This window comes from Tropicibacter sp. Alg240-R139, assembly GCF_900537075.1.
Classification (GTDB): Bacteria; Pseudomonadota; Alphaproteobacteria; order Rhodobacterales; family Rhodobacteraceae; genus Falsiruegeria.
On sequence record NZ_UNRA01000001.1, the window covers coordinates 27,547 to 40,118 of the forward strand.

Here is a 12,572-nt window from a genome sequence, read left to right on the forward strand (position 1 = left end):
ACCCAAATTTATCCACAGAAATCAATGGGATGTCACAAAACCTTTGTGTGCCCGTTACTATTCCGACGGATCACTGTCATACTTGGTCGGTAAGGTTTCGGCCAACAACGACCGTCGGAGATGACCCCCATGCGCCACACCCTGGCCTGCGCTGCATTGCTGCTGTGCCCTACCTTCGCCCCAACCCTTGTTCATGCCGTTGGCGGCACTCAGCCACAGGTGAACGAACCCGCCCTCAGTTACGGCGACCGCCCCGCCTACCTGATCGACAAGCTGCCCGAAGGACCGCTCAAAACCAAACTGCAGTCCTGCGAAGGCCAGCCCCCCAAACGCAGCCTGTTTTCGATCGGCCACCGAGGTGCGCCGCTGCTTTACCCCGAACACACTGTAGAATCAAACGTTGCTGCTGCCCGCATGGGGGCCGGTATTCTGGAATGCGACGTGACCTTTACCAAGGATCATGAGTTGGTCTGCCGCCACGCCCAGAACGATCTGCACACCACCACCAACATCCTGGTCAGTGACCTGGTCGACACCTGTATCGTGCCCTTCTCGCCTGCGACGAGTGGCGCTCCGGCGACGGCTGAATGCCGGACTTCGGACCTCACGCTGGAACAATTCCGCACGCTGAAACCCAAGATGGACAGTGCTGACAAGACAGCTGCTACGGCCGAGGCCTATCAAGGCGGAGTCGCCCGGTGGCGGACAACGCTCTATGTCGATGGTGCGCGCAGCATGACGCACGCGGAATCCATCGCGCTGTTCCGCGAATTAGGGGCCAAGTTTACCCCCGAACTGAAATCCCCCTCGGTTGAGATGCCCCACAACGGGTTCAGTCAAGCGGACTATGCGCAGAAGATGATCGACGAATACAAAGCGGCCGGAGTGCCTCCCGGGGACGTTTGGGCGCAATCCTTCAATCTTGAAGACGTACTGTACTGGATTGAAAACGAACCAGACTTTGGAAAACAGGCTGTGTTCCTAGATGCCTCGTACCGGGTCGAAGGTTTCGACCACACTGACCCGGCGACCTTCCCACATGACTTTGCCGAATTGAAGTCAAAAGGCGTCAATTACATCGCTCCGCCGATGTGGATGCTGGTGAGCGTCGAGGGCGGCAAGATGGTGCCCTCGGCCTGGGCCAAGGCCGCCAAAGAGGCAGATCTGAAGATCATCACCTGGACCCTGGAACGGTCGGGACCGCTGGCAAATGGCGGTGGCTGGTATTTCCAGTCGGTCAATGAGCTGACCAACAACGATTCCATGTATTTCCAGGTGCTGGACGTGCTGGCGCAGGACGTAGGCGTCGAAGGTGTGTTCTCGGATTGGCCTGCAACTGTGACCTATTACGCAAACTGCATGGGCCTCTGATCCCCCCAAACCTATCAGGCCCATCACCGGAACCGTTCCTGTCGCATAGGGAACGGTTCCTTTTTTGTTGAACCGCAGCCCCTTGAGCCTTAGGCGGCAGCGTCCTAGATTAAGGGCAACGCGCAAACGGAGATCAACATGTTCGGCATTCCCGGCAAACAGGCTGTCACGATGACACCCAAGGCGGCGGCCCAGATCGCAAAGCTCATGGCCAAGGACGGCCACACGGGCCTGCGAATTGGCGTCAAGAAGGGTGGGTGCGCAGGCATGGAATACACCATGGAGTACGTAACCGACAACGATCCGCTCGACGAAGTTGTCGAGCAAGACGGTGCCCGCGTGATGATTGCGCCGATGGCGCAAATGTTCCTCTTCGGCACGCAGATCGATTATGAGGTTTCTTTGCTTGAGGCGGGATTCAAATTCAGCAATCCCAATGTGGTTGATGCCTGCGGGTGTGGTGAATCGATCAAGTTCAAGGGCGTCGACGAACTGCAGCAAGACGCCTAACGTCGTGCTCTTTCTCTAGAAAAACAAGGCGCTCCCGCCCGTCATCAATGCCCCTGGCGGGACATCTCCTGCCGTTGGGCCAGGCTCATGCGGGCCTTGCCCGGATGAGCCTGGCCCCTCGCCGTCCACAAAACGCAAGGCCGACAGGCCGAGCAGCTTGGTAACACGTCACGCGTACTGGTTTTGCAAGTGCACGTAAGTCTCATCATAACGCCGTGTCAGGTGCTCACCGGCAGTAATCACATCACTCGACCCCGGCGGAGCGACATTGGTGTCATACGCGGGGTTGAAGAACAGCGGTACGGACAGGCGCTCGTCGGCGCTCCCCACGACCCTATGTTCAGTTGCCTTGACCTGACCGGCGGTCCAAAACTCCAACATCTCGCCAAAGTTGATCACGAACTCGCCGGGCTGCGTGTTCACCGCCTCCCACGCGCCGTCCGGCATTTTGACTTCAAGTCCGGGCACATCGTCGGTGGCTAGTAGCGTCAAACAGCCATAATCGGTATGCGCCGCGATCCCAAAATCCCGCGCGCCGGCCCAAGCCGGTCGTTTCGGATAGTAATTCCCCCGGAGCAGCGCCATCGGCGGATCGAATGCCGCATCAAACGCCGCCTCATCCTGTCCGACGACATGCGCAATCGCGCGCAGCACGTCCATCGCCACGCCCGAGGCCTCGTGAAAATAGAGCTGAATTCCCTCGCGAAACCCCTCTAAGCTTTCGGGCCAAAGGTTCGGCGCATAAACACTCAGCTTTCGTTCGTGAATTAGGTTGTCGGGATCTAGCTCAAACCCGCAATCGAACACCTGTTTATAATCCGGGTTCGCATTTGGATCGACCTGTTCGGACTGACCACCACCCCACCCCCGGTTGGAGCCAGTGCGCGCCATGTCCACAGCGCTCTTGCTTGACTCGGGCAGCAAAAAGAACCCGCGGTAAGTCTCGATCACCTCCACCACACGCGTGGCGCTGATCCCTGTGTTGGTGATCTTGAGAAAACCGACCTCGCGCACTGCCAGCTCCAGCCGTCGCATTTCCACGCTGTTGCGCGCTTTGAGCAACTGCAAATCCAGGTTTTCGAGCATTGAGCGCCTCCCGCCGCTGACGATTGCGTGACGCGGCCTCTACCGGGTGGCCGTCTCGGGAGCAACCGGAATTGTCACCCCGCCCCGGCGATGCTATCGGGGTTGAGATAACACTACAGAACATTAGACGAGGGCAACACATGCGGCGCAAACTGGCGGCAGGCAATTGGAAAATGAACGGAACCAGCGCAGGTCTGGCCGAGTTGGAGAGCCTTGCCGGTTCCCACGCAGACACTGATGTCGACATCCTGATCTGCCCTCCTGCGACCTTGCTGCATCGTGCCGCTGAAAACGCCAAAGACACCCCTATTCGCATCGGTGGACAAGATTGCCACGCCAATGCATCGGGCGCGCATACCGGTGATATCAGCGCGCCGATGTTGGTTGATGCGGGCACTACCGCGGTGATCGTTGGCCATTCGGAACGGCGCGAAGATCATGACGAGCGCAATGAAGACGTGCGCGCCAAGGCCAAGGCCGCCATCGACGCTGGCCTGACGGCCGTGATTTGCCTGGGCGAGAGCCTGGCGCAGCGCGAGGCCGCCAACACGCTCGACATCATCGCGGGGCAAATGTCCGGCTCGATCCCGGATATGGCGACGGGCGAAAACGTGGTGATCGCCTATGAACCGATATGGGCTATCGGCACCGGCAAAGTGCCAACACTGGAGCAGATTGGCGAAGTGCATGATTTCATCCGCTCGCATCTGGAGCGCCGTTTTGGCGAAGGTGTTGGCCGCTCGATCCGCCTGCTCTATGGCGGATCGGTCAAACCCACCAACGCCGCCGAAATTTTTGCGGTCCCGAATGTCGACGGGGCCTTGGTTGGCGGTGCCAGCCTCAAGGCAGCGGATTTCTCGCCGATCATCACGGCCCTCGAACAGGCCTGACCCCCAGCTTCATCTTTTCAAAAATACTCCGGGGGAGTCGCGCAGCGACGGGGGCAGCGCCCCCTCCTTCCTCTCAACAAATAAAGCCGGGCTTGTTTCCAAGCCCGGCTTTTTCTTTGCCCGAAACACGCGCTAGTTTGTTATGATCTCCGGCCCCATCACCGCGTTGGGAATAGCAGTGCTGAGCCATGGGATGTAGGTCACCATGATCAGGAAAACGAAGAGAACTGCCAGGAACGGCAGGGCAGCGCGCACGACGCCCATCATAGGCATCCCCGCCACCCCAGAGGTCACAAACAAATTGAGCCCCACAGGTGGCGTAATCATCCCGATTTCCATGTTCACTACCATGATGATGCCCAGATGGATCGGATCGATGCCCAGTTCGATGGCAATCGGGAACACCAGCGGCGCGACAATGACCAACAGGCCCGAGGGTTCCATGAACTGACCGCCGATCAGCAGGATCACGTTCACGACGATCAGGAACATGATCGGACCAAAACCGGCCGACAGCATCGCGCTGGCGATATTTTGCGGCACCTGCTCTTCGGTCAGAACATGTTTCAGGATCAGCGCGTTGGCGATCACGAACATCAGCGTCACGGTCAACTTGCCTGCCTCAAACAGCGCCTGCTTGGTATCGGGGTGTACCCAGACCGACAGCACCGCCAACGGGTTCTGTATCACAGAACGACGCGCGCGCCCCGCCCGTTCGGCCAGCGGCCCCATATCGCGATAGACAAAAGTCGCCACGAAGAACGCATAGACCGAGGCCACTGCAGCCGCTTCGGTCGGGGTAAAAATTGCCCCTTCTTTGTACAGACCCAGCTCGGACGAATACCACGGATAGCCATAGATGCCGACCATGATAATCACGATCAGGAACAGCCCCCAGAATGCATCGCGGAACGCGGCACCAATTTCGCGCCAGCCCGCCCATTTGCCCTTGGGCATGTTCTTAAACCGGGCGATCACATAGATGGTCACCATCAGCATCAAACCAGCCAGAAGACCTGGAATGATCCCCGCCAGGAACATCCGCCCCACCGACACATCCACCGAGGCCGCATAGACCACCATCACGATCGACGGCGGGATCAAGATACCAAGCGTACCCGCGTTGCAAATCACGCCAGCGGCAAACTCCTTGGTATAACCCGCCTGACGCATGGCTGCGATCACAATGGACCCAATCGCCACAACCGTCGCGGGGGACGAGCCGGACAGGGCTGCAAACATCATGCAGGCAAAGACGCCCGCAATCGCCAGACCACCCTGGAAATGCCCCACGCAGGCAATCGCAAACCGGATGATCCGCTGCGCCACGCCACCCGTGGACATGAATGTCGAAGCCAGAATGAAGAACGGGATCGCCAACAGGGTGAAATGCCCTTCAAAGGCTTCGAACAATGTGCCAGCGACCGACGCCAGTGAACTGTCGGAATAGACCAGCAGGAACAAGGTCGAGCTGAGACCAAGGGACACCGCAATGGGCACCCCGATCAGCATCAGGCCAACGACCATGCCAAACAGAAGAATGACGTCCATTATTTCTCTCCCCCGTTCTCGCCCTCTGTGGCACGGGCCCGGGCCTCGTCCAGCTCATCTTCAACTTCGTGGCTGGCGACCATGCGGTCTGCCTCGCCGGACCAGATCTGAACACCGGCCTGCGCGAAGCGCAGCACCAACAGCAGCATCGAAATCGGCAAGACCAGATAGGGCACCACCTTGGGTAGTTTCTCGTATTGGTCGCCGTAGTTGATCAGATCTTCGAGAAACGAGAACAGACCGATCATCGGCACATCCTGCACCTCGTAAAACGACTGGCTGCGCGCCTTCATGTCAAACCCGGTGGGAAACCAGCGGCCGCTGGTCGGCGGCAGATCGGCAAAGACAGCCCAGTAATCATAGGCCCCCTTGAGCATCAGCAACGAAAACATCAGGCAAGCGGCAACGGTGATCAACCCCAGAACCCGGCGTCCGGCAGACGGCAACAAGTTCACGATGGCATCAACACCCAAGTGCGCGTGCTTTTTGACCGCGTATGACGCGCCCAGCAGAACCAGCCAGGCAAACAGAAACACCGTCGCCTCCAGCGCCCACAGAATGTTTGAGTTGAATGCAAAGCGCGCAACGACGTTTGCGAAGGTGATTATCGTCATCAGCCCCAAAAGCACCGCAATCACGGTCTCCTCGAACCGGTCGACGAACCCGGATGACCCGGTGTTCTGACCAGACATATCACTGTCCTCGTTTTGTTTTGGAATTTTGAGTTTATGGCGGGCCGATCAACCGGCCCGCCCGCGCGCGCATCCAACACTCCCCAGCTTCGGACGCGGCGCTATTTGATTGGCGTGTTCTCTACGCCGTTATTTAGAAACCGGCGTTGATCGCCTGAGCTGCGTCGATCTTGTCCTGACCCACGTCGCCTGCGAACTTGTCCCAGACCGGCTTCATGGTGTCGACCCAAGCCTGGCGCTGCGTGGCGTCCAGCTGACGGATGGTGCCGCCAGCATCAATGATCGACTGCTTGGCCGCCTCGTTGACTGCAAAGGCCTCGCCATTGCGGGTCTCAGTGACTTCGCTCAGGATGGTGGTGAATTGATCACGCACGGCCGGGTCCAGGCTGTCCAGCCAGTCGACCGAGGTCACGACCAGATAGTCGATGATGCCGTGGTTGGTTTCGGTTACACCGTCCTGAACCTCAAAGAACTTCTTACCGTAGATGTTCGACCAAGTGTTCTCCTGCCCGTCGACAACGCCCTGCTGCAGCGCGCCATAGACTTCGGAAAACGCCATTTTCTGGGGTGAACCGCCGATGGCTTCCATCTGCGCCACCAGCACGTCCGAAGACTGCACGCGGAATTTCAAACCGTTCGCGTCGGTAGGCTCAACCAGCGGCTTGCTAGCCGACATCTGCTTCATGCCGTTGTGCCAGAACGCCAGACCCTGCAGGCCACGGCGCTGCATGCTGTCCAGCATCGCCTGGCCGTCGTCGGACGATTGGAAGGCATCCACAGCTTCGATGTTCTTGAACATGAACGGCAAGTCGAACAGGCGGAACTGCTTGGTGAACTTTTCGAACTTCGAGAGCGACGGCGCGGCAAGCTGCACGTCTCCCTGCAACATGGCCTCAAGCACCTTGTTGTCGTTATACAGCGTGGAGTTCGGATAGACTTCCATGCACATGGTGCCGTTCATCTCGTCGTTGACACGTTGTTCCAGCAACGAGGCGGCGATCCCTTTGGGGTGCTTGTCGGTGTTTGTGACGTGCGCAAATTTGACGACGATCTCGCCATCATCACAGGCCGCAAAGCCTGCGCTTGCGGTGACGCTTAGCGCCAGTGCGGTTGCAGCGGTTGTTAGAAATTTCATCTGCTCTCTCCCTACAGATTATCTGAACCAGATTGGCCAACGCCGGAATTCGGCGAACTGAGGACAGTGAACCGACTCAGTGCGAGCAGCTCAACGCTTTGTAAGAAACCAGCACCGATTCCGGTTTTTTTGTTTATTTGCTTATCATTACCTGGAAATCTCGCAATCTTAGGAAACACCCAGCCTCCTCGATGTGCGAATTTCCGCACACCCTGCCAGCCACTTGTGCGAAAAACCGCACACCTGAACGAATCACCTCTCCGAATCACGGTGTCGCAGGCCGGGCCAGTCAGGGGCCGGACTGCCAAGCCCAAGTCTGTTCGGACACATCTTTGATGTGATCCGCAGACGCGGGAGCCCCCCTCTCTACCGACGGTAATCTTCGGGCCGGATATCATAACGGGCCAGTTTATCGTAAAACGTCTTGCGCGGCAGCTTCAACACCTTGGCCGCCTCGGACGCCTTGCCGTTGTTGCGCCCCAGAGCAGAGACCAACAAAGCGCGCTCCACCCGCGCCAATTGCTCGGCCAAACCAAGCTCCGCCGCCCGCACCACATCCTCGGGCATGCCCAGAACAAATCGCATTGCCGCCGACATCAACGAACGCGCATTGCCCGGCCAATCCTGTGCCATCAGCGAGACGAGGTGATCTGGCGTGATCTCAGGCGCGTCGATGCCAGCTTGCTCGGCGGCCTGGGCCACGTAGTGCCGAAAGAGCACCGGAATATCCTCGGGTCTTTCGGCCAGCGACGGGATACGCACGCGCATCACATCCAGACGATAGAACAGGTCCGCGTTGAACGCGCCCTGCGCCGCCTGCGCCCCAAGGTCCGACGTGGTTCCCACCAGAATGCGCGTCCCGGCACCCTGTTCGATCAACTCTAGCGCTGCGTATTGCGTGGCCTCGGGCATGGCCGAAACCTCATCGAGAAACAGCGCACCTCCTGCAGCCTCGTCGCAAAGTCGCGTGAACTCTTCTGCGCTTAAACCGGCTGCAGGGCGTTTGACAAAGGCGCCCTGACTGTCCAGCGACATCAGATGTATCACCTCAGCCACCTTGGAAATCCCGCTGCCCACCGGCCCGGTAACCAGCACCTCGGCCCCGGTTCGCGCGACCGAGCGGACGCGAGCGCGCAATTCCTCTACCTGTGACGAGGTGCCAAACAACATCCGCGCCGCCGGATCGCCAGTCTCTAGCTGCAGCTTCAGAGCACGGTTTTCCAACACCAACCCCCGTGTGCGCACAGCCCGCTCCAGCACCGCTAGCAAATCCGCACTGGCGCAGGGCTTTTCCAGGAACCCAAACGCCCCTTGCCTCATGGCTTCGACCGCCATTTGGATGTCGCCCTCTCCGGTCAACAGGATCACCGGTAACTCGGCGTCCACTTCTTGAGTATAGTCCAGCAGGTGAAACCCGTCCCGCCCCGGCATACGAATGTCCGACAGGATCACCCCATTGAAATCTGAACGGATGTGATCTTTGGCCGCCACAAACGATCCCGCTGTCAGCGCGTCATAATCGGCCAGCTCCAGCGTCTGCGAAAGCGCCTCGCGCACGGCCGCGTCGTCATCGACCAATAAAACCTTGCGCGTCATGCCGCTTGTTCCTTGCCATAAGGTTCCAATTCGACTGTGAGCATCGCCCCTCGCACTGTGTTTGCGCCCCGGATGTTGCCACCAAAACTCTGTACCAGCCCGTATGAGATCGACAGACCCAGACCCATCCCCTCGGAACTGCCAATCACCTTGGTGGAATAGAACGGATCAAAGATCTTCTCCGGTTCCTCGATCCCCGGTCCCGTGTCGGTCACAATGACTTGCAAACGCTCGTGCGCACGAATAGCAACTTCGATCCGCTTATCTTCAGCGTCTGTCATTGCATCCACCGCATTGTTGATCAGATTGACAAACACCTGCACCAGCCGCACCTCGCCGCCCCATGCGTAGACTGACTTCGCAGGCGGGGACCAGAGCAAACTCACACCTTCGGCCTTTAGATGCGTTGCCGTCAGTTCGACCGCCGTGTCGATCACCTGCACCAGATCGACCTTGCCCATGGGTTCGCTTTCATTGCGGGCAAAAGCGCGCAGGTTCTTGATGATCCGCGCCATCCGCGCCGCCATATCCGAGATCCGGCCCAAATTCTCGCCAGCCCTCTCAGCCTTTCCCCGATCCAGAAACGCCGCACCGTTGTCGGCAAACTGCTGGATCGCCATCAGCGGCTGGTTCAGCTCATGGCTTATGCCTGCCGACATCTGTCCAAGCGCGCTCAGCTTGCCCGCCTGCACCAGATCCGCCTGCGCGCGTTTCAGCGCCGCCTCGGCTTCTTCGCGCTCGGTCACTTCGCGGCGCAGCTGCACGTTGGTGTCTTGCAGAACTCGGGTTCGATCTTCCACACGGCTTTCCAGATCTGCATTGGCCAGTGCCAACGCCCGACGCCGTTCCGACGCCAGAAACAGCAACGCACCAAAAGCCAAACACAACGCCACCAAAACCGCCGCCTGCAACCCGGCAATGCGCGCCGCCGGAGCTACGTCCACAATGATTTCGCCGGTCATCCCGATCTGAGGCAGACTAACAGTGGTGTGCAGCCCTGCACGCGGAACATGCGGCCCCCAGTCAAGCTGCCAGATCTCATGCGCACCGACATCAATCGTCGCAAAAGCGGGCGCGTCACCTGCTGCCGGGGCCAAGCCAATCTGCCCCGCCTCTCGCTGCCAGAACAGCAGTTCGGGCCGGTTGGAGATATAGATTTCTCCGGCTTCATCGCTAAAAAATACCGGTGGCAAAGAGCCTCGCCATGTCTGTTCCACATCCTCAAGATCGGCCACCACGATCAGTACACCGCGCACGGGGCCATCAGGTTCAAACGCCGGTGCTGCATATAAATAGGCCCGCCGCCCGGTCTCGGGCATGACCTCGTGATGGGTGCCTAGTGCGCCTTGCATCGCACGCTCAAAATAGGGTGTCTTGGACAAATCCCGCCCTGCAAGACCCTGAGCAGCCGCCAGAACCCGCCCGTGTCGATCAGCAAACGCCACGTCCAATGCACCGGTTTTGTCGGCAATCGCCACCATTAACGTGTTGGCCTGCGCCTGCATTTCGGGGCTGTTGTCGAGCCCCCGCAATCCAGGGTGCGTTGCTGTCAGCACCGCGAGTTCCTGATAAATCTGTAACTGCGTGCTCAACCGGTCGCTGGCTAACGCCAGATCGGCCTCGGCCCTAAGCGCCAGTTGATCCAACGCCTGACGATAGCCATAGGTCCAGACGCCCGCGGCGAGGGTCGCCACCACGCCGAAGAACCCAACGATGATCCAGCTGCGCTGACGCCAATATCCCTTCATGTCGCCAACCTTAGCAAAGCCGCTCTTGCATTGACCAGAGCGGCGCGGCACATCTCGGCACATGAAGACACTGCATCAAACCCCGACAGACGCCCAATTTGTCCAGAACCCCTATGCCTTTTATCGCGCGGCGCGCGCCGACGGGGATCTGCACTTCTGGGCCGACTTCAGGATGCCTGCCGCCTTTACCCATGACGCCGTGCAAAATATCCTACGGGACCGCCGCTTTGGCCGCGAGGTTCCACCCGAGCAAGCGAAACCCGGCCCGGCGCATCTGGCTCCCTGGCTGGCGATCGAGGCAACCTCGCTGCTCGAAGCGGAAACTCCCCGCCATACCCGGCTGCGTTCCCTGGTGCTACGCGCCTTTACCTCACGCGCGATCAGCGCGCTGGCGCCGGACATCGAGACGCTGTGTCACCACCTGATCGATCAATTTCCTGAAGGCCCGTTCGACCTGCTTGATGCCTATTGCACCCAAGTCCCGGTGATCACTATCTGCCGTCTTTTGGGCGTACCCGAAGAGATGGCGCCTGACCTGCTCAACTGGTCCCACGCCATGGTCGCTATGTATCAGGCCAACCGCACCCGCAAGACAGAAGACGCCGCTGCCCAGGCCTCGAGCGAATTTACGGATTTCCTGCGTGGCTACATCGATGAACGCCGCACCGACCCAGGCGACGACCTGATCACCCGGTTGATCGCGGCGGAAGAGGAAGGCCAAAAGCTGAATACCGACGAATTGATCGGTACCTGCATCCTACTGCTGAACGCGGGCCACGAGGCGACGGTGCATGCTCTTTCCAACGGTGTAAAAACGCTGCTGGAAACCGGCTCGGTCGAGGCTCTGTTCGGCAACGCACTGGACGAGACCGTCGAGGAAGTCCTGCGCTACGATCCGCCTTTGCATATGTTCACGCGCTATGCCTATGAAGATGTCCACCTCTACGGGCACACTTTCAAACGCGGTGATCAGGTGGCGTTGCTGCTGGGGGCCGCAAACCGCGACCCGGCGATTTGGGACGAGCCAGACAAGTTTGTCCCGACCCGGCACACCCAGACCAACACCAGCTTCGGCGGCGGGCTGCATTTCTGCGTTGGCGCACCATTGGCCCGGCTGGAAATGCGGATCGCATTGCCGATCCTGTTTCGACGCTGCCCCGATCTGTCGCTGCCCCAACCACCGGAATACTCCAACAGCTACCATTTTCACGGGCTCACCCGGCTCATGGCCAAGCTCTAGACCCTTGAACCAATCACACGCGCCGTGCGATGCCTCCTGCAAGGATATTTTTAGCCAGATGAAACAGGGGATCCGCACCCCGAATCCGGCCGGGGCGCTTCACCTGGCGCGGTCATCGGCGTCCCCGCCTGAACAGCAGGATTGACGATAACTTCCATGAGTTAAGGATCCGCTACTTCATCTGGCCCAAAATACCCCGAGGGAGTCGCCAAAGGCGGCTGGGGGCAGAGCCCCCTCCCCACCTACAAGGGCAGCATCGTCGTCGATTTGATCTCTTCCATCGACAAGAGCGCAGTAACGTTGTGAACCCGCACCTCGGAAATCAGCGCCTGATAAAACGCATCGTAGGCGCGCGCGTTCTGCACCCGGACTTTCAGAATATAATCGATGTCACCTGCCAGCCTGTGTGCCTCTTGCACTTCAGGGCGATCACGCAGCGCTTTGAGGAAAGATTTTTGCCAATCCGCCTCGTGCTCAGAGGTGCGGATCAGGACAAAGAAACAGGCTTCGAACCCAAGCGCCTCGGCGTCCAATTGCACAGTCTGCTGACCGATCACTCCGGCCCCGCGCAGTTTGCGGATGCGATTCCAGACCGGCGTCTTGGAAGACCCCACCCGACCGGCGATTTCGTCCAGCGACTGGCTGGCGTCGCGTTGCAGCTCAGCCAGAATTTTCCGATCTGTGTCGTCTATTCGTACCGACATTCCTGTTTTCCCTCTCATTCGAAACCGGCGTTCCATTTCGCCAGAACTC

At 59.2% G+C, this 12,572-nt stretch carries 11 protein-coding genes; 4 read left to right on the forward strand and 7 right to left on the reverse strand.

Annotated features, from left to right (window positions below; all coding sequences use genetic code 11):
- Positions 1-129: 129 nt before the first annotated feature.
- Both G6R15_RS00145 and G6R15_RS00150 read left to right on the forward strand, forming a co-directional pair.
- Positions 130-1,371 carry a glycerophosphodiester phosphodiesterase family protein gene (locus tag G6R15_RS00145; RefSeq protein ID WP_164657767.1) on the forward strand — a complete coding sequence of 414 codons (1,242 nt, stop codon included), beginning with the start codon at positions 130-132 and terminating at the stop codon, positions 1,369-1,371.
- Positions 1,372-1,509: 138 nt separating this feature from the next.
- The gene (locus tag G6R15_RS00150; RefSeq protein WP_164657768.1) at positions 1,510-1,881 is read left to right on the forward strand and encodes an iron-sulfur cluster assembly accessory protein; all 372 of its coding nucleotides are present in this window, start codon (positions 1,510-1,512) and stop codon (positions 1,879-1,881) included.
- A 168-nt stretch (positions 1,882-2,049) separates the two neighbouring features.
- Here the strand turns inward: G6R15_RS00150 and G6R15_RS00155 are convergent, their stop codons facing one another.
- Positions 2,050-2,967 (reverse strand): isopenicillin N synthase family oxygenase, encoded by a 918-nt coding sequence (locus G6R15_RS00155; protein WP_164657769.1) that lies wholly within the window; start codon positions 2,965-2,967, stop codon positions 2,050-2,052.
- A gap of 140 nt (positions 2,968-3,107) precedes the next feature.
- Here G6R15_RS00155 and tpiA point away from each other — a divergent pair, with 140 nt between their 5' ends.
- Positions 3,108-3,857 (forward strand): triose-phosphate isomerase, encoded by a 750-nt coding sequence (tpiA, locus tag G6R15_RS00160; RefSeq protein ID WP_164657770.1) that lies wholly within the window; start codon positions 3,108-3,110, stop codon positions 3,855-3,857.
- A 132-nt stretch (positions 3,858-3,989) separates the two neighbouring features.
- On the opposite strand, the gene G6R15_RS00165 is transcribed toward tpiA, so the two are convergent.
- The 5 genes from G6R15_RS00165 to G6R15_RS00185 form a co-directional block, all read right to left on the reverse strand.
- The gene (locus tag G6R15_RS00165) at positions 3,990-5,408 is read right to left on the reverse strand and encodes a TRAP transporter large permease (RefSeq protein ID WP_164657771.1); all 1,419 of its coding nucleotides are present in this window, start codon (positions 5,406-5,408) and stop codon (positions 3,990-3,992) included.
- The gene (locus tag G6R15_RS00170) at positions 5,408-6,100 is read right to left on the reverse strand and encodes a TRAP transporter small permease (RefSeq protein WP_164657772.1); all 693 of its coding nucleotides are present in this window, start codon (positions 6,098-6,100) and stop codon (positions 5,408-5,410) included. Before G6R15_RS00170 ends, G6R15_RS00165 begins: the two co-directional genes overlap by 1 nt.
- Before the next feature lie 133 nt (positions 6,101-6,233).
- Positions 6,234-7,235, reverse strand: coding sequence for a DctP family TRAP transporter solute-binding subunit (locus G6R15_RS00175; RefSeq protein WP_164657773.1), 1,002 nt, complete (start codon positions 7,233-7,235; stop codon positions 6,234-6,236).
- Between the two features lie 366 nt (positions 7,236-7,601).
- A complete protein-coding gene (locus tag G6R15_RS00180; protein ID WP_164657774.1) occupies positions 7,602-8,831 on the reverse strand; it encodes a sigma-54 dependent transcriptional regulator in 1,230 nt (409 codons plus the stop codon).
- Positions 8,828-10,579, reverse strand: coding sequence for an ATP-binding protein (locus tag G6R15_RS00185; RefSeq protein ID WP_240336626.1), 1,752 nt, complete (start codon positions 10,577-10,579; stop codon positions 8,828-8,830). Before G6R15_RS00185 ends, G6R15_RS00180 begins: the two co-directional genes overlap by 4 nt.
- A 61-nt stretch (positions 10,580-10,640) precedes the next feature.
- Between G6R15_RS00185 and G6R15_RS00190 the strand changes: the two genes are divergently transcribed.
- Positions 10,641-11,819, forward strand: coding sequence for a cytochrome P450 (locus G6R15_RS00190; protein WP_164657776.1), 1,179 nt, complete (start codon positions 10,641-10,643; stop codon positions 11,817-11,819).
- A gap of 242 nt (positions 11,820-12,061) precedes the next feature.
- Here G6R15_RS00190 and G6R15_RS00195 read toward each other — a convergent pair whose 3' ends face one another.
- A complete protein-coding gene (locus tag G6R15_RS00195; RefSeq protein ID WP_164657777.1) occupies positions 12,062-12,523 on the reverse strand; it encodes an Lrp/AsnC family transcriptional regulator in 462 nt (153 codons plus the stop codon).
- Between the last annotated feature and the right edge of the window lie 49 nt (positions 12,524-12,572).